At 67.9% G+C, this 17,811-nt stretch carries 24 protein-coding genes; 8 read left to right on the top strand and 16 right to left on the bottom strand.

All coding sequences use genetic code 11. The features are described 5' to 3' along the window. Positions 1–38 precede the first annotated feature (38 nt). Positions 39–668, bottom strand: coding sequence for a LysE family translocator (locus tag ACH01S_RS24545; protein ID WP_067895902.1), 630 nt, complete (start codon positions 666–668; stop codon positions 39–41). 68 nt (positions 669–736) lie between these two features. Then, on the bottom strand, positions 737–1,273 hold the full coding sequence (locus ACH01S_RS24540) for a TetR/AcrR family transcriptional regulator (RefSeq protein ID WP_067895899.1): 537 nt from the start codon (positions 1,271–1,273) through the stop codon (positions 737–739). A 97-nt stretch (positions 1,274–1,370) separates the two neighbouring features. Here ACH01S_RS24540 and ACH01S_RS24535 point away from each other — a divergent pair, with 97 nt between their 5' ends. Further along, positions 1,371–2,078 (top strand): MBL fold metallo-hydrolase, encoded by a 708-nt coding sequence (locus ACH01S_RS24535; protein WP_067895896.1) that lies wholly within the window; start codon positions 1,371–1,373, stop codon positions 2,076–2,078. A gap of 14 nt (positions 2,079–2,092) precedes the next feature. On the opposite strand, the gene ACH01S_RS24530 is transcribed toward ACH01S_RS24535, so the two are convergent. Next, entirely contained in the window at positions 2,093–2,704 is a 612-nt protein-coding gene (locus ACH01S_RS24530; RefSeq protein ID WP_067895893.1) for a TetR/AcrR family transcriptional regulator, read from the bottom strand. A gap of 223 nt (positions 2,705–2,927) precedes the next feature. On the opposite strand from ACH01S_RS24530, the gene ACH01S_RS24525 reads away from it, so the two are divergent. Both ACH01S_RS24525 and ACH01S_RS24520 read left to right on the top strand, forming a co-directional pair. Beyond that, complete coding sequence (locus ACH01S_RS24525) at positions 2,928–3,440, top strand: RNA polymerase sigma factor (protein WP_067895889.1); 513 nt, start codon at positions 2,928–2,930, stop codon at positions 3,438–3,440. Further along, positions 3,437–4,099, top strand: a complete 663-nt coding sequence (locus ACH01S_RS24520) for a hypothetical protein (protein ID WP_218010378.1) — start codon at positions 3,437–3,439, stop codon at positions 4,097–4,099. Before ACH01S_RS24525 ends, ACH01S_RS24520 begins: the two co-directional genes overlap by 4 nt. A gap of 49 nt (positions 4,100–4,148) precedes the next feature. On the opposite strand, the gene ACH01S_RS44570 is transcribed toward ACH01S_RS24520, so the two are convergent. The 3 genes from ACH01S_RS44570 to ACH01S_RS24505 form a co-directional block, all read right to left on the bottom strand. Continuing rightward, positions 4,149–4,685 (bottom strand): peptidoglycan-binding domain-containing protein, encoded by a 537-nt coding sequence (locus ACH01S_RS44570; protein ID WP_067895886.1) that lies wholly within the window; start codon positions 4,683–4,685, stop codon positions 4,149–4,151. Positions 4,686–4,855: 170 nt separating this feature from the next. Continuing rightward, positions 4,856–5,434 (bottom strand): hypothetical protein, encoded by a 579-nt coding sequence (locus tag ACH01S_RS44565; protein WP_169809342.1) that lies wholly within the window; start codon positions 5,432–5,434, stop codon positions 4,856–4,858. A gap of 145 nt (positions 5,435–5,579) precedes the next feature. Next, positions 5,580–7,145 carry a serine/threonine-protein kinase gene (locus ACH01S_RS24505; RefSeq protein WP_083981080.1) on the bottom strand — a complete coding sequence of 522 codons (1,566 nt, stop codon included), beginning with the start codon at positions 7,143–7,145 and terminating at the stop codon, positions 5,580–5,582. 301 nt (positions 7,146–7,446) lie between these two features. Here ACH01S_RS24505 and ACH01S_RS24500 point away from each other — a divergent pair, with 301 nt between their 5' ends. Continuing rightward, positions 7,447–8,052 (top strand): cadmium resistance transporter, encoded by a 606-nt coding sequence (locus tag ACH01S_RS24500; protein ID WP_218010377.1) that lies wholly within the window; start codon positions 7,447–7,449, stop codon positions 8,050–8,052. Positions 8,053–8,213: 161 nt separating this feature from the next. On the opposite strand, the gene ACH01S_RS24495 is transcribed toward ACH01S_RS24500, so the two are convergent. Together ACH01S_RS24495 and ACH01S_RS24490 are read right to left on the bottom strand one after the other, a co-directional pair. Next, the gene (locus tag ACH01S_RS24495; RefSeq protein ID WP_067895877.1) at positions 8,214–8,870 is read right to left on the bottom strand and encodes a DUF4360 domain-containing protein; all 657 of its coding nucleotides are present in this window, start codon (positions 8,868–8,870) and stop codon (positions 8,214–8,216) included. Between the two features lie 452 nt (positions 8,871–9,322). Next, positions 9,323–10,099: a TetR/AcrR family transcriptional regulator gene (locus ACH01S_RS24490; RefSeq protein ID WP_067895873.1), complete on the bottom strand. Its 777-nt coding sequence runs from the start codon at positions 10,097–10,099 to the stop codon at positions 9,323–9,325. 123 nt (positions 10,100–10,222) lie between these two features. On the opposite strand from ACH01S_RS24490, the gene ACH01S_RS24485 reads away from it, so the two are divergent. Continuing rightward, positions 10,223–11,887, top strand: a complete 1,665-nt coding sequence (locus ACH01S_RS24485) for a carboxylesterase/lipase family protein (RefSeq protein ID WP_083981079.1) — start codon at positions 10,223–10,225, stop codon at positions 11,885–11,887. Positions 11,888–12,304: 417 nt separating this feature from the next. Here ACH01S_RS24485 and ACH01S_RS24475 read toward each other — a convergent pair whose 3' ends face one another. Genes ACH01S_RS24475 through ACH01S_RS24455 form a run of 7 tightly spaced genes read right to left on the bottom strand, consistent with a single transcriptional unit; the run spans position 12,305 to position 14,642 of the window. Beyond that, the gene (locus ACH01S_RS24475) at positions 12,305–12,541 is read right to left on the bottom strand and encodes a DUF397 domain-containing protein (RefSeq protein WP_083981078.1); all 237 of its coding nucleotides are present in this window, start codon (positions 12,539–12,541) and stop codon (positions 12,305–12,307) included. A 28-nt stretch (positions 12,542–12,569) separates the two neighbouring features. Continuing rightward, the gene (locus ACH01S_RS24470) at positions 12,570–12,830 is read right to left on the bottom strand and encodes a DUF397 domain-containing protein (RefSeq protein WP_067895867.1); all 261 of its coding nucleotides are present in this window, start codon (positions 12,828–12,830) and stop codon (positions 12,570–12,572) included. 38 nt (positions 12,831–12,868) lie between these two features. Further along, positions 12,869–13,123: a DUF397 domain-containing protein gene (locus ACH01S_RS42525; protein WP_083981077.1), complete on the bottom strand. Its 255-nt coding sequence runs from the start codon at positions 13,121–13,123 to the stop codon at positions 12,869–12,871. 38 nt (positions 13,124–13,161) lie between these two features. Beyond that, positions 13,162–13,404: a DUF397 domain-containing protein gene (locus tag ACH01S_RS24465; protein ID WP_083981076.1), complete on the bottom strand. Its 243-nt coding sequence runs from the start codon at positions 13,402–13,404 to the stop codon at positions 13,162–13,164. A 35-nt stretch (positions 13,405–13,439) separates the two neighbouring features. After that, on the bottom strand, positions 13,440–13,625 hold the full coding sequence (locus ACH01S_RS42520; protein ID WP_083981075.1) for a DUF397 domain-containing protein: 186 nt from the start codon (positions 13,623–13,625) through the stop codon (positions 13,440–13,442). Between the two features lie 37 nt (positions 13,626–13,662). Then, positions 13,663–13,848 carry a DUF397 domain-containing protein gene (locus tag ACH01S_RS24460; protein ID WP_067895864.1) on the bottom strand — a complete coding sequence of 62 codons (186 nt, stop codon included), beginning with the start codon at positions 13,846–13,848 and terminating at the stop codon, positions 13,663–13,665. After that, entirely contained in the window at positions 13,839–14,642 is an 804-nt protein-coding gene (locus ACH01S_RS24455; RefSeq protein ID WP_067895861.1) for a helix-turn-helix domain-containing protein, read from the bottom strand. Before ACH01S_RS24455 ends, ACH01S_RS24460 begins: the two co-directional genes overlap by 10 nt. A gap of 205 nt (positions 14,643–14,847) precedes the next feature. On the opposite strand from ACH01S_RS24455, the gene ACH01S_RS24450 reads away from it, so the two are divergent. Together ACH01S_RS24450 and ACH01S_RS24445 are read left to right on the top strand one after the other, a co-directional pair. Further along, the gene (locus ACH01S_RS24450) at positions 14,848–15,246 is read left to right on the top strand and encodes an ATP-binding protein (RefSeq protein WP_083981074.1); all 399 of its coding nucleotides are present in this window, start codon (positions 14,848–14,850) and stop codon (positions 15,244–15,246) included. Then, positions 15,243–15,602: a hypothetical protein gene (locus tag ACH01S_RS24445; RefSeq protein ID WP_148344041.1), complete on the top strand. Its 360-nt coding sequence runs from the start codon at positions 15,243–15,245 to the stop codon at positions 15,600–15,602. Before ACH01S_RS24450 ends, ACH01S_RS24445 begins: the two co-directional genes overlap by 4 nt. A gap of 241 nt (positions 15,603–15,843) precedes the next feature. On the opposite strand, the gene galE is transcribed toward ACH01S_RS24445, so the two are convergent. Next, entirely contained in the window at positions 15,844–16,848 is a 1,005-nt protein-coding gene (gene galE, locus ACH01S_RS24440; RefSeq protein WP_067895856.1) for a UDP-glucose 4-epimerase GalE, read from the bottom strand. Positions 16,849–17,122: 274 nt separating this feature from the next. Between galE and ACH01S_RS24435 the strand changes: the two genes are divergently transcribed. Next, positions 17,123–17,785 (top strand): response regulator, encoded by a 663-nt coding sequence (locus ACH01S_RS24435; protein WP_067895854.1) that lies wholly within the window; start codon positions 17,123–17,125, stop codon positions 17,783–17,785. Positions 17,786–17,811: the final 26 nt, after the last annotated feature.

The following is a 17,811-nucleotide window of genomic DNA, read 5'->3' as shown; positions in this document are numbered from 1 at the left end:
AAATCCCGGTCAAACGCTTGATGGAGAGGGGCGGGAGGCTACGAGCGGCGGGCGGCGGGCCCGGCGAACAAGGCGGCGGCGCCGAGCCCCAGGTAGACGAGCCCGGTCGCGTACCGCTGCCGCCGCCGGAACACCGGACGGGCCCGCAGCCACGCCCCGATCGACCCCGCCGCGACCGCGTACACGATGTCGCTGACCAGGCCGATCAGCGCGAGGACGACGCCCATCACGGCGATCTGCACGGGCACGGCGCCCGCGTCCCGGTCCACGAACTGCGGCAGGAACGCCAGGAAGAACAGCACGACCTTCGGGTTCAGGACGTTCACCAGCACGCCGTCCAGGTACACGCGCCGGAGCGGCTGGGGCCTGAGGTCGAGCCCGTCCGGCTCGTCCCGGCCGCGCAGCGTCCGGTAGGCGAGGAACACCAGGTAGGCGGCCCCCGCGTAGCGCAGCACGCCGAACGCGGTGGCGGACGCGGCGACGACCGCCGACAGCCCGGCCGCGGCCGCCGCGATATGCACCAGCGTCCCGGTCTCGACGCCGAGCGCCGACACGACCCCGGCCCGCCGCCCCTCCCCGATACTGCGGGTGGTGATGTACAGGTGGTTCGGCCCGGGGATGGCGACGAGCGTCAGCGCGGCCAGCAGGAACAGCAGAGGATTCGTCACGGCTCGGACGCTAGGACCGCAATGGCCCACCCACCAGATCCAATCAGCCCGCTACACCGTGGACCAATCTAGGACGGGCGGCCCTCCGTGAGGGCGCGGCGGATGCCGGACAGGCCGTACTCGAAGGCGCGCTCGACATCGCCGCCGAGCCGGAAGGCGCCGATGAGCTCCATCTCGATGAAGCCGGTGGCCCACGCCGTCACCAGGCGCGCGGCCTCAAGCGCCTCCCGCTCGCCGACGAGTTCCCTGGAGGCGTCCAGCACCGGGACGGAGGCGCGGGCCAGGGCATCGGACGGCGCGTCCGGGGAGAGCATCAGCCGGAACCCCTCCGGCCAGGTCCGGGCGAACCGCCGGTAGGCGCGCACCAGCCCCTCCAGCGACCCGTCGGTCTCCGCCAGCCGGGCGGCCAGGTCGTCGACGGTCGCCCCGGCGACGGCGGTCAGCAGGGCCGACCGGTTCGCGACGTGCTTGTACAGGGACGGGGCGCGCACCCCCACCTTCTCGGCGACGCTCTGCATCGTCAGCCGCCGCTGGCCGCCGGCCTCCAGCAGCTCGCGCCCGGCGGCGACGATCCGGTCGAGCGAGGTCTTCTCAGGGGTGGGCATCGCCCGTCCTCCCGCGACGAAGGCTATTTGACGTAGCCATCATAGCTAATTACCGTAGCTATCAACAGTCTCGCCCAGGTCACAGGCAGGAAGACCCATGAAGCTCGCACCGCATCTGCACCGCCTCGGCAACGACATCGTGGCGTGCTACCTCATCGACACCCCCGACGGCATCACGCTCGTCGACGCCGGACTGCCCGGCCACTGGCGGGACCTGCAGGACGAACTCCGCTCCCTGGGCAAGTCGGTCGATGACATCCGGGGGCTCGTCCTGACCCACGGCGACTCCGACCACATCGGCTTCGCGGAGCGCCTCCGCAGCGAGCACGGGGTCCCGGTGTTCGTGCACGCCGCCGACGCCGACCGCACGCGCACGGGCGAGAAGCCCAAGGTCGCGTTCGGCCCCATGCGGCTCGGTCCGACGCTCGGGTTCTTCGGCTATTCCATCCGCAAGAACGGCCTGCGCCCCCGCTACGTCAGCGAGGTCACCGAGATCAGCGACGGCGACGTCCTCGACCTGCCCGGGAACCCGGTGATCGTGGGCATGCCCGGGCACTCGCCGGGGAGCGTGGCGGTGCACGTCCCGATCGCCGACGCGCTCTTCGTCGGGGACGCCCTGACCACGCGGCACGTCCTCACCGGACGCGGCGGCCCGCAGCCCGCGCCGTTCACCGACGACCCGGCCCAGGCGCTCGACTCCCTCGACCGCATCGCCGGACTCCAGGCGTCCTGGGTCCTGCCCGGCCACGGCGCCCCCTGGCGCACCTCCCCGGCCGAGGTGGGCGACGCGGTCAGGAACGCCTGAGGATCCCTGGGGATCTAGGACGGGGCGGGCGCCGCGAGGGCCCCGGCGAGCACCAGCCGCCCGGCCGTCCGGACCATCGCCGCGACCTCCTCCACCGGCTGCCGCAGCGACGCGAGGCTGATCAGCGCGGCGAGCAGCACGTGCCCGAGGACGACCTCGACGTCCTCCCGCTCCGGCACCGGGTCCCCGATCGCCGTCGAGAGCCGCTCGCGCAGGAACAGGAACAGGACGTCGCGCGGTTCGTCCACGCTGGAGTCGTCCGAGGTCACGGCCTGGATGATGGCGGACGTGAGGGTCGGCTCCGCCGCCGCGACGTGGACGATCCGCTCCAGCAGCGCGGTGAGCCGTTCCAGCGGCGTGTCCCCGACCGCGAGCGCGTCGACGTCGTCCGTCACGCGGTGCGCCCAGGTGGCGGCCACCTCGGTGAGCAGGTGGTCCTTGGTGGCGAAGTAGCGGTAGACCGTCGCGCGCGCGACCCCGGCGCGGTCCGCGACGTCGTGCATGGTGACCGCCGGATACCCGCCCGCCAGCGCCAGTTCCCGCGCCGACTCGATCAGCCGCTCGCGCCGCTCCCGCTGATCCCTGGTCAGCGTCCGCGTAACGGTGAACCGCCCATCACCCGTCAAGACCGGCCTACCTCCCCACAGTCCCCCGACCCAGAATCAGCCCCATTCTTCCGTACCTTCCTCCTGAACACCCTCATAGCCCCACCTACCGGACGTCCTCCGGCGCGGAGGGCTTTGCACGCTCGCGCCGCCTCCGCGCTCTTAGTAGGTGACGCGCGGCCGGTTCGGCCGGGAGCCTGGGAAGGGATTCGCGGATGGGGACAGGGCCCGGGGTGGTGGAGCGATGAGTCCGGAAGAGCACGCGGAACCTCCGCCGCCGGAGGAGTTCGAAGCTCGCTACGGGAAGCTGATCGACGCGCAATGGCCCCGGCTGCTCGCCCTGTGCCTGGCGTCCGGCCGGTCTCGGGCGGAGGCCGAGGACATCGTCCAGGAGGCGTTCCTGCGCTTCCACGAGCGGCACGCCCATATCGATCGTCCGGAGCCGTATCTGCGGGTGACCGTCGGACGGTTGCTGCTCCGGCCCGTCCGCGAATATCCCCGTTCCGATGTGGACGCCACGACGGTCACCGACCGGTGTGACATCGACGAATTCCTCGGGCACGACCTCATTCGCACGGCGCTGGAGCAACTCCCGAGTCGGCAGCGAAGGGTGTTCGCCCTCGCCCTCGCCGGATTCACCGGCGGGGAGATCGCCGACCTCTTATGCGCCGAGCCCGCGACCGTCCGATCCAACCTCCGCCACGCCAAGGCGACGCTTCGCGCCTGGTGGGCCCAGCACTGGGGGGAACCACATTGAACATCGAGGACGCGCTGAGCGCCGATCTCGACCGGCTCGCCGACGACATCCGCGCCACCGCGGACATGGACCAGGTGAAGGCGGGGATTTACGCGGCCATGCGGGGCCGTCCGCCGATCCCCGACCGGGACACGGGCGGGGTGGACGGCCCGCGCGAAATGGCGGTCGACGAAGCGGCGGCCCTGGCGATCCGCGCTCACGACGGCCAGCGGGAAATGTACGGCGCGCCGTACCGCGACCACCTCCGCACCGTCGCGGAGGCACTGGCGCCATTCGGCCCCCGGCTCGAGATGGCCGGGTGGCTGCACGACATTCTGGAGGGGACGGAATGGACCGCCGACGAACTGCGCGCGGCCGGCGTCCCGGGCCACGTGGTGCGGATCGTCGAGCGCGTGACGCGGGCTCGCGGCGGCGACTACCTGGACTCGATCCGCCTCATCACGCACGACCCGGAGGCGACCCTGGTGAAGATCGCGGACAACGCCGACAGCATCTATCCCGAGCGGACCGCCGTCGTCCCCGGGGCGGGCGAGCTGCTCGCCAGGTTCGAACAGGCCCGCGCCATCCTCTGGGCGGCCGCGGCGCCCGAGGACGTCGCCGCGATCGTCGGCCGGATCAACCCTCCCCTGCTCGGACGGCGATCCGCCGACCAGCCCTGAGAGCATGCCTGCCAGGGCTCGCGGGGCGATTCCCGAAAGCCCTGGCGGGTCACTTGCCCGCGGGGGTGGAGACGAGCTTGTTCCAGTCCTTGGGGTCGGCGAAGGCGTGGACGGGAAGCCCGTGGGCGCTCTGGAACTTGTTCAGCTTGGTCCGGGTGCGCGGGCCGAAGTAGCCGGTGATGGGCAGGTCGTCGTTGTAACGCCACTTGTTGAGCGCCACCTGCAGGCCCTTGACGCAGTCGTTGCGCTCGCCGTAGGAGAACCCGCCCTTGCCGGTGAGGCTGAGCCAGGTGGAGGCGCCGACGATGCCGTCGACCTTGTTGCCGTTCTTGTACTGGAAGCTGCGCACCGCGGCGTGGGTCTTCGGGCCGAAGTGCGAGGGCACGGCCACCTTGTCGCCGTGGCAGTTGAGCAGCCACTGCAGGGCCCGGACGTTCTCGCTCGTCTGGCCCTGCCGGAGCACCGGCCAGGTGAGCCCGTTGTAGGTGGGCTCGGGGTCGGCCGAGGCGGGCGAGGCGAACACCGCGCCCCCCAGCACCATGCTCCCGGCGGCGAGCCCGGCGACCGCGATCCGCTTGAGGTTCATCCTGTACTCCCCGGTGTGTAGTGGGTTACGCCAGGTGAGAGGGCCGCCGGACGGCGGTGGTTCGGGGACGGCGCCCCGCTGTCCGGTCACGGTCATACGCGAACATTCCGGCGAGATACACCGTCCGCCGGGAATGTCGGCGTCACCCGGGTAGTGGCCCGATGGGGTCGTCACCAGCTCAAGAGTCGCGGCGCTCTGGGCTGATGACGGCGTGCGTCGGCGAGCGGGGCCGGGACGTTGCGGCGGAGTGTCCGCACGCCCAGTGGGACGAGCACCACGCACAGGCCGCTGGTCACTACGACGTCGAGGAGGGTGCTCTCCTTGAGCACTCCCATGAACACCACACCCGATGCCAGGAACAGCAGGCAGCGGGCGAGGCCGAACGTACGCGATCGGAACGCGGCGATGGTCATGAGCAGGACGCCCACGTAATGGCAGAACGCGGCCGCGACCGGGATTCGCCACGGGCCGTAGGACAATCCCACGTACTGGTCCAAGACGGTCCGGGTCGTGTGTTCCCAATCCTGAGTTGTGGACAGTTCGAAGGCGCTGTGGTCTACACCGGCGTAGTACAGCCGGGCGAACAGGCCCATGATGACGAGCGTCCCGCCCCAGCGGGCGAGACGGGGTGATCCAGTGGCGGTGATCCGCGCCAATGTGCAGATCGCGGGCCATAAAAGCAAAGCACCGGCGACGAATACCGCATAGCTGGCCGTAACCAAAGTCGGATCGCGGGCATAGGCGGCCAACTGGCCGCCCGCGGGATGAGGGGGCCGGGAAACCAGGTGTCGTTCTCTGCATCGGTCATCCCCCAAGACTGTGGATCACGGGCCCCGGGCGTCACATCGGCCGATGGTCAACCTGGTGGCGTCACTTTAGTCGGGTGGCGTCCGCCTAGCCGGTCTTGAAGGTTCGCATGGCGAGTTCGATGAGTTCGTCGCCGCCGGTGTCCTGCTCGTTGACGATGGCCGAGTCGTAGATGAGTTTCCAGAGCTGTCCGTCGGCGTTGTAGTACACCTCTTTCTTGCGCCAGAGTTCTCCGCCGCCGGGGCGGTAGGTCATGGTGAGGGCCTTGCTCTTCCGTCCGTTCACCAGCGCGTCGGAGACCGTGATCTGCCGGTCGGTGAATTTGGGATCGTTCGCGAATTGCCGGTACCAGTAGTCGGCCCTGGCCGCTGGGGAGCCGTCCACCAGGTCCCAACGAAGGAGGATGAGCTCGCGGTCTACCTGGCCCTCTTCCGCCTGGAAGACCACGCCGCCTCCGTGGTCGAACAAGTCGCGCGCCTTGTAGTTGCCCGGGACGGCGATGGAGGCGCCGAGCTTGTGATGCACCGTCCAGCCTTGAGGGATGTTTGCGGCCGTCTGCCCGGACTCCCCCGGCCACATCACGGCCGCGACGGCGGCGCCGGTCACGACCGACGCGGTCAGCGCCGCGACCGCGGACCGTCCCCAGCCAGGGCGGTTGACCACGGGTTCGGTCCGCCCCTGGTCCGGCCCTCGGCCTCCCACCAGCAGGGTCTGCGGGCTCGCGGCCTTTTCGAGGACGTAGACGATTTCCTCGCTCGGCGGCCGCCTTTGCGGCTCCTTGTTCAGCAACGCCATGATGAGTTCGGAGAGTGCACCGGCCTGCGAGGGAGGCGGCGGCTCAGCGCGCAGGACGGCTTGGTGCGTCGCCTGCCATGTCTGGCGGAGGAAAGGCGAGAAACCCTCGATCGCCGTGTAGAGCAATACCCCGAGTGAGAAGAAGTCCGACGCGGGCCCCGGCAGGTGGCCGAGAATGCGCTCCGGCGCGGTGTACTCGGGTGAGCCGATCAGAGTGCCTTCCCGAGTCAGGGGCCTTTCGCCCTCGATGCTGGCGATACCGAAATCGGTCAGCACGATGCGATCGGACACCTCGATCATGATGTTCGCCGGTTTCACGTCGCGGTGCAGGACCTTTCGGGCATGGGTCGCGGACAGCGCGTTGACGACGGGCAGCGCGATTCTGGCGGCCTCCGCCGGAGGCAGCGTGCCCTCGGCGAGGATCTCGGCGAGGGACCGGCCGCGGATCAACTCCATGATGATCCACGGCTGGTCGTCCACCGACACCACGTCGTGAATGCGGACGATCGAGGGATGGTCGATCTGCGCGGCGGCACGAGCCTCCCGCTCCAACCGCGCGAACGCCGCGTGCCTGTCCTCATCGGGCACGTGCCTGGGCAGGCGGGGTTCCTTGATGGCGACATCGCGGCCGATCACCAGGTCGCGGCCCTTCCACACGGTGCCCATTCCGCCCTGGCCGAGCCGTTCCACCAACTCGTACCGGTCCCCCAATAAATGGCCGGGACCGGGGCGAGCATGGCGACCCCGTGCCGCTTCGTGCGCCCGCGCCCGAACGTGGGCATCCAGGACCACGTCCGAGCTGGACATACGACGTCCCGCGTCCCCCGGCGTCTCCGTTGCCGCCTTCGCGTCATTCATGGGTTCATAATTCACGCCACACGCTGATCACCTCAAACTTTCCCCCAGATCCGTCCCCCCAAGGCGACCCCGCTCCGCCTACGGCGTCCTGGAGATGATCAGCGGCAGGCGGATGCTTCGCCATATTTCCGGCAAGAGAATCCCATCGACGCGGAGACGAGCGACGGAAGCGCCGGGAATCACGAGCGCGCCATCTTCGAGATCCAATGTCCCCATTCCCAATGGGAAACGGCGCGCGGGGCGGGCTCGGGGCGGGAGGTCGTCCGCGTTGTGGTGGGTTGATCCGGTACGTTCCTGGGCTGTGGACGGGATCGTGGGCACTCTCGGCACGGCGGCGGGAATGTTCGCCGGGACGAATGTGGACGACATCATCGTGCTGACGGTGCTGTTCCTGTCCTCGCGCGCCACCGGCCGTCCCCGGACGTGGCAGATCTGGGGCGGCCAGTACGCGGGGATCGCGGTCCTGGTGCTGGTGTCCGTGGTCGCGGCGCTCGGGCTGACAGTCGTCCCCGACGACTGGGTCGGGCTGCTCGGCCTGGTGCCTCTCGCGCTCGGCGTCAAAGGGCTGGTGGCAGCCGTCCGGGCGCACGACGGCGAGGACGGCGCCCCGCCCGCCGTCGCGACCGGCCTGCTGCCGGTGGCCGGGGTGACCATCGCCAACGGCGCGGACAACATCTCGGTCTACACACCCGTCTTCCGCACCATCGGCACCGCCTCGACCCTCGTCACCATCGGCGTGTTCGCCGTCGGAGTCGCCCTGTGGTGCCTGGCCGCGTCGTGGCTCGGCTCGCACGGGAAGGTCATCGCGATCGTCGAACGCTATGGCCAGTGGCTCGTCCCCGCCGTCTTCATCGCCATCGGCGGCCTCATCGTCATCGAGTCCGGCGTGCTGACCAAGATCGTCTGACCATCGGCCTACCCCGGTGGCGGCGGGGCGTTCGACGCCGCCGCCGCCGACACCGCGGGGGCGATGCCCGCGATCAACGCGAGAGCGGAGAGGAATAACACTCCCTCACGCATGGACCCTTGTTCTTTCCGCAGGAGGTTGTTCGGAGACGGGCGACCCGGTCAGGGGCAGAGCTTCCAGGTGTAGCGGTAGATCGTCTTGATGGTGTTGTCGAGGGAGTCCACACCGACGAAGCTGACCTTGGTCGGGTCGGAGGTCCCCGGGTCTACCCGCACTTCGGTCTTGATGTTGAAGTTCCGCTCCTCGCCGCATGGCGACCATACGAGTTGCGAGACCGGCACGCTGTCGTTGAACTGCCAGTTCTTCTTGAGAGGGCCGACGAGCGAATGCGGGATCGCCGCGGTCTCCGGCTGGCCTTGGAAGTAGTAGGTGGCGACCTGCGTGCCGTTCGCACCGGGTTGCAGGGAGGCGTAGCCCCGGTGTTCCGTTGACGAGACGGAGTAGCTGTACCCGTGTGGGACATGGACGTTCAGGACGAGCTGGCAGCTCTTGCGGGAGTCGATGGGCGTGGCCGTGCCGCCCGCCTGGGCGATGTACTTGGCGTAGGTGATCGTGAACGAGTCGGCGGTGGGCGCTATGGCGACCTCGGCGGTGTCCTTCGGACAGCCGCTGCCGTTGTAGTTCACGATTTTTATGGTGACTCCGGTCGGACCGTGGGCAAGCAGACGCTCGGACGCGGCAGCGGCAGCGGGAGTGACCGACGCCGCGGTCATGACTAACGCCGCGGCGGCCGCAGATAAGGCGATCCCTTTACGCATGGCATTCCTAACTCGGGGGGAGACGTGGAGACGGCGTCGGGTCTCCGGATAGACCGAACGCCGCCAATGAAGACAGACCCGGGATCTGCTTAAATGCTAACTTTTATGGTCAAGAACCGTCAATCAGAGTTTTTCAACTTCCGAGCGCACCGCGATTGCCAGGTGGAGTCGCGTCCGACTCAGCTTGATCGTCGATTATCGACAGTCAACGCCGACCCTTTGACAAAGAATCGTTCCAATCACCGTTTCAAGATCACGACGGGGCGCTGAGCAGGCGGTTAACACGTCCGGGAACGACCGGAAGTGGCCGCATCACCGCTCCGGGATCGCTCCCGTGCCGCGTTCGTCCCCGACCAATTCGCCGGTCACTCCGGCCGAGTTATGGGTGCATTCCGGCCCGAGGAGGGACGGGCAATGAGCGCGGTACCGCCGAGGTTGCCGCGCTGAAGCTCTCATTCGCGGGCTCCTCGATCACCCTGCGCGGTTGGCTCCGCAGCACGTTTCGCCGCGACCAGTGCGCCGATCCCGTCCAGGATCCGGTCGAGCCCGAAGGTCACGTCATCGTCGGCGACGTCGTCGGTGTAGTCGTCGCCGTCCATCATGGACGCCAGGACCGAGTGTCCGCGTTCGCGCAGCCGGGGCAGGAGGAACCTGGTCACGGTGTCCGACTGCGTCGGAGTCGCGGTGCTGTACCGCAGGTCGCGACGCATGCCGCCGATCTGCCGCGCATAACCGTCCAGCACGAAGGCGCACCCCAGGGCCTCGGTGGGGGTCAGCCCGGCGCCGGTCAGCACTTCCAGGATCGCCTCTGCCCAGTCCAGCATGTTCGGCGTCACCGGGGCCCCGCGGACGGGGAGATCGCACAGCCAGGGGTGGACGTCGCACCGGTCGATCATCGCCCGCGTCCACACGTTCGCCGCATCGCGCCAGCCTCCCGTCCCGGACGCGAGGTCCGGCGCCGGACCCCAGGCGGCCTCGGCGACCAGGACCAGCAGTTCGTCCCGGGACCTCACATACCGGTAGATCGCGTTGGCGGTCAGCCCGAGCCGCTGGGCGATCTTGGGCATCGACAGGGCGCCGAACCCGTCCGCGTCGGCCAGCTCGACGGCCGCGCCGACGATCTCCTCGACGCTCTTCGACGGCTTGCGCCCGAGCTTGGTCGTCTTGGCGGGCAGGCCCCACGCCAAGGCCAGGCCCGGCGGCAGGTCGGAGTCGTCCGTGACCGGCATCCGGTGACCTCCTCCGCTCGACCGGGGATCCTGTCCGGCCGACTCTACCTTGACTTCGTGCGTGCCCCACACTTAATTTAGTGTGGACCCCACACAAATAAGTCTCGACAGAGGGAGCACGACATGGAACTGCTGCATCGACACCACGCGCCGGGTCGGCGCGCCCTACGGCTCGGCAGCGTGGTGGTGCTGCTGACCGCGGCGTCGCTCCCCGGCTCGATCGTCGGCGGAGGGGCGGCCGACGCGCTGTCACCGCATCGCGGCGGCAACAGCCCAGCCGCCTCTACCGTGGTTCGGACCGATGCGGGCGCCGTCCGCGGCAGGGTCGATTCGACGGCCAGGGTGTTCCAGGGGATTCCATACGCCGCGCCACCCGTGGGCGACCTGCGCTGGGCCTCGCCGCGACGGGCCAAGCCGTGGCGGGGCGTGCGGGACGCCACCAAGCCCGGCAACCGCTGCGCCCAGGCCGCCGGGCTGATCGACGAGCCCAGCACGACGGAGGACTGCCTGTTCCTCAACGTCACCACGCCGCGCGCCACCGGGAAACGCAAGCTGCCGGTGATGGTGTGGATCCACGGCAACGGGTTCCTCAACGGCGCCGGAAGCCTGTACGGCGCGCGGCGGCTGGCCGCTGACGGCGACGTGATCGTTGTCAGCCCGAACTACCGGCTGGGAGTCTTCGGATTCCTGGCCCATCCGGCACTCGACCACGGCAAGGCCCGGAACCTGTCCGGAAACTTCGGTCTCGAAGACCAGCAGGCCGCGCTGCGCTGGGTGCGGCGCAACGCCGCGGCGTTCGGCGGCGACCCCGGCAACGTCACGATCTTCGGCGAGTCCGCGGGCGGGACCAGCGTCTGCGCCCAACTCGCCGCGCCGACATCGGCGGGCCTGTTCCATCGGGCGATCGTGCAGAGCGCGCAGTGCACCGGTGAGAAGTGGTCACCGGGGCCTGCGACCTGGTTCCCGCTGCCCCGCGCCGACCGTCAGGCGAACGGTCTCAAGGTGGCGGCCAAGGTCGGCTGCACCAACCCGGTGACCGCGGCGGCCTGCCTGCGCGCCAAGCCCGCCAGCGAACTGGCCAAGTGGTCCGACGTCGGTGTCGGGTCAGGTCCCACCGTCGGCGGGGGTTTCCTGCCACTCAGCCCCGAGCGCGCATTCGCGACCGGCCGCTTCAATCGCGTCCCCGTCATGCAGGGAACCACGCGGGACGAACACCGCCTGTTCACTGCGGCGATCGAGGTCGCCACCGGAAAGGTCACCACCCCGGCCAGCTATCGCGAGCAGCTCGCCGCTCTGTTCGGCCCGGCCGACCTGCGGCGAGTCCTGGCGCGGTATCCGGTCGCCAAGTTCCACTCCGCGGGCGAGGCACTGTCCACGGTCGTGACCGACTGGGCCTGGGGATGCCCCGCCCAGGACCGGGACCGCGCACTCGCCGCGCACACCGCGGTCTACGCCTACGAGTTCGCGGACGAGACGGCCCCGTGGTTCGGCACCCTGCCCAAACCCAACTTCCCGACCGGCGCGTTCCACGGAGCCGAACTCCAGTACCTGTTCGAGGACGACCAACTCCCCGGCCCTCAGACGCCTGCCCAGCGGCAGCTCTCCACGACCATGATCAGCTACTGGACCCGGTTCGCCGCCACCGGAAACCCCAACAGCAGCGGACACCCCCACTGGATGCCCTTCCAGAGCAACGGTTGGGTGCAATCCCTCGCAACCACCAAGACCGGCCAAACCGACCGCAACACACAACACCAGTGCACCTTCTGGAAAACCACCCACTCATAGCCCGCCGCCCCCCGGCGTCGGTTGATCAGAGGGTGCTGCGGAAGGACGGTGATGGCGGCCGTCGTCATTCTGGCGGCGGCTCGCCCGTCGTAGACACACACCGACCTAAGTCACACGGCGGACGGCTTTAGGAGCGGTGTCGGCGGAGCGTCCAGAAGAGCCAGTTTCCGGTGCTGGAGCAGGACGCCACGTCCCAGCCCTGACGCCCAAGGTCGGAGAGTAGGGCCACTATCTCCCTGTGGCTGCCCTGATACATCTCCTCGTAGTCGCCCGGCAGGTTGACCTGGATGGTCTCCTGGTCCCACAACCACTCGATAGTGCCGAACTCGTAGGTGAAGATCGCTCGCTCCGTTCCATCGACCTCCCGCAGAATAGCGCGGCACGAGACGCCACCCGACTGTCTGGCGTGCGCGAACGTCAGCGCGCCTTGAGCACCCCGACGAGGCGGCGGAAGTCACGTCGGCTCACCACGAGCTTCGGCCCGCCGGGGTCTTTGCTGTCGCGAAGCGCTACCGCGTCCTGGACGCTGGCGACCTCGACACAGTTGTCGTTCTGAACCGTGCTACGCGACGCCTTGCGCCACACCCCGACTTCAATGCAAGCATCTCCATCTTCGTGACTGCGCGATGCTTTCCACCAGACTAATGCATTCATGACCTTGCCAATTCGTCAGGATGCCGGACTACAGGTTCTTGAGGACGTTGGCGAGGTTCCGGAAGTCGCTGCTGCTGATGACGATTCTTGGGCCGTCCGGGTCCTTACTGTCGCGAATGGCAACGGCCTCAGGGGTTGGGGCCATCTCGATACAAGCGTCCCCGGACTCGTTGCTGTGGGACGCCTTCCTCCACACTACGGCGCTTGGGGTGGGCGCTATCTCGACACACGCGTCGCCCGAGTCATTGCTGCGGGAGGCCTTGCGCCACACGCCGTTAGTCAGGTCCATGTCACCTCATGACTTTGCTAACCAGTCAACGCGTCGGGCTAGATGTTCTTGAGGACGTCGGCGAAGTTCCGGAAGTCGCTGTTGCTGATGATGAGCTTGGGACCGTTGCGGTCCTTGCTATCACGGATAGCTACGACGTTCGAGACACCAGCAACCTCGACACAGCTGTCGTTCTGAACCGTGCTACGCGATGCCTTGCGCCATGATGCATCGGTGGACGTCAACTCGATGCATTGATCGCCGTCGTCGTGGCTGTGAGATGCCTTGCGCCAGATGGCGTTAGTCAGGTCCATGTCGCCTCATGACTTTGCTAACTGGTCAACGTGTCGGGCTAGATGTTCTTGAGGACGTTGGCGAGGTTGCGGAAGTCGCTGTTGCTGATGATGAGCTTGGGACCATTGGGGTCCTTGCTGTCACGGAACGCAACGGTGCTCGGGGTCCCGGCAACCTCCACACAGCTGTCGTTCTCAGCCGTGCTACGCGACGCTTTGCGCCACACCCCAACTTCAATGCAAGCGTCTCCATCTTCGTGACTACGCGGCGCTTTATACCAGACTAACTCGCTTAGATTCATCCACTCATTCTTTCGTCAATTCATCAGGATGCTGGTTAGAGGTTCTTGAGCGCGTTAGCAAGGCTCCGGAAGTCGCTGAGGCCGAGAAAGAGTCTGGGTCCGTCGGGATTCTTGCTATCACGTACTGCAACAACGCCGGAATTGATGGCCAACTCTACACAGTTAGAGCCGTCCTCTTTGCTTCCTGATGCCTTGCGCCAGGTGGGGTTACGCAGGTCCATGGCACCTCCTGATCCGCCAACTAGCCACTGCGCCGAGCTAGAGGTTTTTGAGGATAGTTGCGAGGTCCCGGAAGTCGCTGTTGCTGATGACGAGCTTGGGACCATTGGGGTCCTTGCTGTCGCGGAACGCTACGATGCTCGAGGCACCAGCAACCTCGATGCAGTTGTCGCCCTCTGCCGTACTTCGCAACGCCTTCCGCCACACCAGCTCACTCAGGTCCATCTTTCCTCAATCACCTTTCTGATCAATGCTCGGGTGTCTCTCACATTGAGGGCCTCCGCTTGCAGACTAGCGAATCTCTCGTTCAGGTTGGCAAGCTCGTCTGGATCTGCGCTGGTCAGCCCTCCAGTACCCGTTACGAGATATGCGGCCTCGCTGCGATCCCGCTGGGTGGCGATGGCGAAGGCGGCTCGCGCGTCCTCCACATAGACGGTCGGCAGCACCTGAAGGCGGATGCCAGGCCGTTCGGAGAGCTCCAGGAGATATTCGAGCTGCTCGCGCATTACCTCCCGGGTGCCGATCTGCCGGTGGAGGACGCTTTCCTCAAGGACTACGAATATTTTCGGCGCAGGGTCGCCCATAACTTGCTTCTGCCTGTTCATCCGTGTGTTAAATATGTCCGGGTCTTTGATGATTACCTTGGCGTATGCTTCCGTCTGGAACAGACCGTTGACGATGTGCGTCTCGTAGTCGCGAATCAAACTGGCTGTTGACTCAGCCCTCGGGAAGTCGATGAAGTAAGCCGCGTACTTCACGGACTTGATCGATTCAATCAACTCGTTCCATGCCGAGACGATCTCACCATTGGCGTGCAGCGCACTGTCTAGCCGCTTGGCGAAGTCGAGTCGGCATCGGGTTTTGCCGAGCTCGACATGGCCGATGTAGGCGCGGGAGACGTTCACCGCGGTAGCAAGCTCCACCTGCTTGAGCCCTGCCGCCTCGCGCAACCTTCTCACCACGGCACCGAACGACCGCAACTCCGGGGTGTGCCTACGGTTCTCGATGGTGGATGCCATGTCGATCTTCCCCTCTCCGCCAGCAAGGGTGGCGCTACCAGAGGCAACCCGATTGAGGGTCTTCCCCGGGTTTCCTGAGAGCCTAAGGCTTTCCGTGGCTCAATGGTGGTCGTTCAGTAACAGAGGGTGATTGCGGCGGGTACTTCTGGTTTGGGGTGTTGGGCCCGTTCGGGATCAGCCGTTGTCCAGGCTGGAGGGGTTGCCGATGCCAGCGGTGCTGGTCGCGCCGGAGTCGCCGGCGCTTGTTCTGGAGCCGTGCGAGCATGCGCCCGCGAAAGCGCGGCGCTACCTGACCGAGCGGTTCGCCGAGCTCGGCCTCGCCGACGACTTCGTGGGTCGGGTCGTGGTTACCGAGCTGGTCACCAACGCTTACAAGCACGTCGGCGGCGGGCGCATCGTGGTGCGCGTCCTGCCGGACGTCCGCCCGAACCTCACGGTCATCGAGGTGTGGGACGAGGGAGCCGCGCTGCCCGTCGTCCGGGACGAGAGCGGCGACGCCGAGGACGGGCGCGGGTTGCTGCTGATGGCGCAACTCGTCCACGACTGGGGCGTCCGGCGGATCGGCGGGGAGGGCAAGGTCGTATGGGCCCGTTGCGCTCGATGAGCGTCGAAGGCGCCCGGCGGTTGCTGCGGTGGCGAGAGCGGCCCGGGCGCGGTGCGGTCGTCGGGCATCTCGATGGGCTCGCAGTCGCTCTCGCGTCCAAGGGGTACCGGCATATCAAGCTTTATCAAGCCGCCGAACTCCCCGGGCGTCCGTTGCTCTTGTGGGTGTTCGTGTTCGGCGTGGAGGGGCATGTGCGGGTCGCCGTTACCGTTCGCGCTATGGACGGTGGGGCCTGGGCCTATTACGAGGCCGGGCACGGCGAGGAGAAGTTCCTAGGCCCGTGTGGGGACGCTCAATACGCCGCCGAGCGGGTGGATGCTCTCTTGAAGCATCGAATGTTTCCGTCCACCTGGTAGGCGGCGGTGAGTTCCGATCTCTGCTGGGACGGTGAATGGAGCGCCTCGTTATGGGCGTTCCTTCCCGACCGGTGTATCGACGCCAGGACCGCGGCTGTGCTGGCCGAACGGCTTTGTGATGCCCTGACTCAAGACAAAAGGCGGCCGGACGGCACCTGGACCGCCGGGCGGCGGTAGTGCCGCCGGCCCGTTCGGTCCTCCCGCTCCGTGGAAGGACCGAACAGGCCCGTGCGGGCGGGTCTCAGGCGACGTCCAACTCCCGGCGCCTCTCGGCCCATTGCAGGGAATGGCGGATGGCGTCCTCGATGGTGTATTCGGGCTTCCAGCCGAGCAGTTCCAGGGCCTTCGCCGGGTTCACGAAGGCGCCGACCACGTCCCCGGGACGGGCCGGGGCGTCCACCGCCTGGAAACCGTCCCCGACGACCTCGCGGAAGGCGGCGACCAGTTCGCGGACGGTGGTGCCGTCACCGGTGCCGAGGTTGATCACCTGGTAGCGGGGCGTGTCGCCGAGCGGCGGGACGATCGCGTCGAAGCGGGCGACCGACTCGTAGAAGGCTCGGGCGATGTCCCAGACGTGGATGTAGTCGCGGATCGCGGTGCCGTCGCGGGTCTCCCAGTCCACTCCGGTGATCGTGAACGGGACGCCGTTGGTGTGGCACTCGATCATCTTCCCGAGCGCGTGGGTCGGCTTGCTGTTCTGCAGGCCGGTGCGCAGCCGGGGGTCGGCGCCGATCGGGTTCAGGTAGCGGAGGGAGATCACGCGCAGGTCGTAGGCCTCGCAGAAGTCCCGCAACAGCAGCTCCGCCATCATCTTCGAACGCGTGTAGGGGTTCTGCGGTTCGAGCGCGGACGTCTCGGTGACCGACAGGTCGGGCTCGGGACGGTACATCCCGGCCGTGGACGCGAAGATCATCCGGTCGCAGCCGTTGCGGACGAGGTGCCCGGCGAGGTCGAGGGTCTTGGTCAGGTTGACCCGGTAGTACCGCAGCGGGTCGGTCATCGAGTCGGGTACGACGATCAGCGCGGCGCAGTGGACGGTCGCGGTGATGTCGGGATGGTCGCGGAAGATCTCGTCGACGAGGTCGCCGTCGCCGATGTCGCCCCGGTAGAAGATCTTCCCGTCGGCGAACTCGGAGCGGCCCGTGACGAGGCTGTCGAGCACCACGGGCGTGACGCCGCGTTCGGCGAAGGCGGAGGCGATGGTGCTGCCGATGAACCCGGCTCCCCCGGTGATCAGGACTTTCATTTCATTTCCCCTGATACGGCCATTGCGTCCCCTAAACGGTCACGGCCAGGATCAGCAGGCGATCGCGGCCGGTCAACGGCGGGAACTCCAGGTGACCGGCACCGGACGGGGGTGAACCGCGCGGCGCGGGGCGGCGTCCGCGCACGCGACCTCCGCGCGCGTCGCCCGCGCGGAACAGGGGTGCGCGAAACGACCCGAACCCCGCCGGAACAGGACGGACGCAGTACAGCATTTGCAGGATCCGCCGCGCGTCCGCAGCGTTCATCTTCGGTGGATGGAACCGATCCGCGTCCTCATCGTGGACGATCACGCGCTCTTCGCCGAGGCGCTCGCCGCCCGGCTGGGCCGCGAGCCAGACCTGGTGATCCTGCCGATCGCCGCCGACGTGCGGCGCGCCCTCGCGCTCGTCGCCACCGAGCGCCCGCGGGTGCTCGTCCTCGACCTGACGCTGGGCGCGGAGAGCGGCCTCGACGTGCTGGACCAGGTCCGCGAGACGCATCCGGACGTGCGGGTCGTGGTGCTGACCGCGACGAGCGGGCTGGACGCGCTGGTCCAGGCCGTCCGGGGCGGCGCGGTGGGGTGGCTGGAGAAGACCGAGGGCGCCGCCATGGTCGCCCGGGTGATCAGGTCGGCGGCGCGCAAGGGCGGGTGGATCCCCCCGGACGTGCTGGGCGAGGTGCTGCGCCGCCTCCGCACCGAGGAGGCCGCGCCGGACGCCGGGACGCGGCTGCTGGCGGAGCTGACGCCCCGCGAGCGCGAGGTGCTCCAGTGCATGGTGGACGGCCTCGGCCGCGCCGAGATCGCGGACCGGCTCGGGCTGTCGGCCAACACCGTCCGGACGCACACGCAGAACCTGCTGGCGAAGCTCGACCTGCACTCCGCGCTGGAGGCGATCACGCTCGCGATGCGCGCCGGGATGCGCCCGTCGAACCGCTAGCCCCTGGTGCAAACAGCGTAGGCGGG

Source organism: Actinomadura chibensis NBRC 106107 (assembly GCF_001552135.1).
In the GTDB taxonomy this organism is placed as follows: domain Bacteria; phylum Actinomycetota; class Actinomycetes; order Streptosporangiales; family Streptosporangiaceae; genus Spirillospora; species Spirillospora chibensis.
The sequence above is the reverse complement of the archived record's forward strand: the minus strand, read 5'-3'. Positions and strand labels throughout refer to the sequence as shown.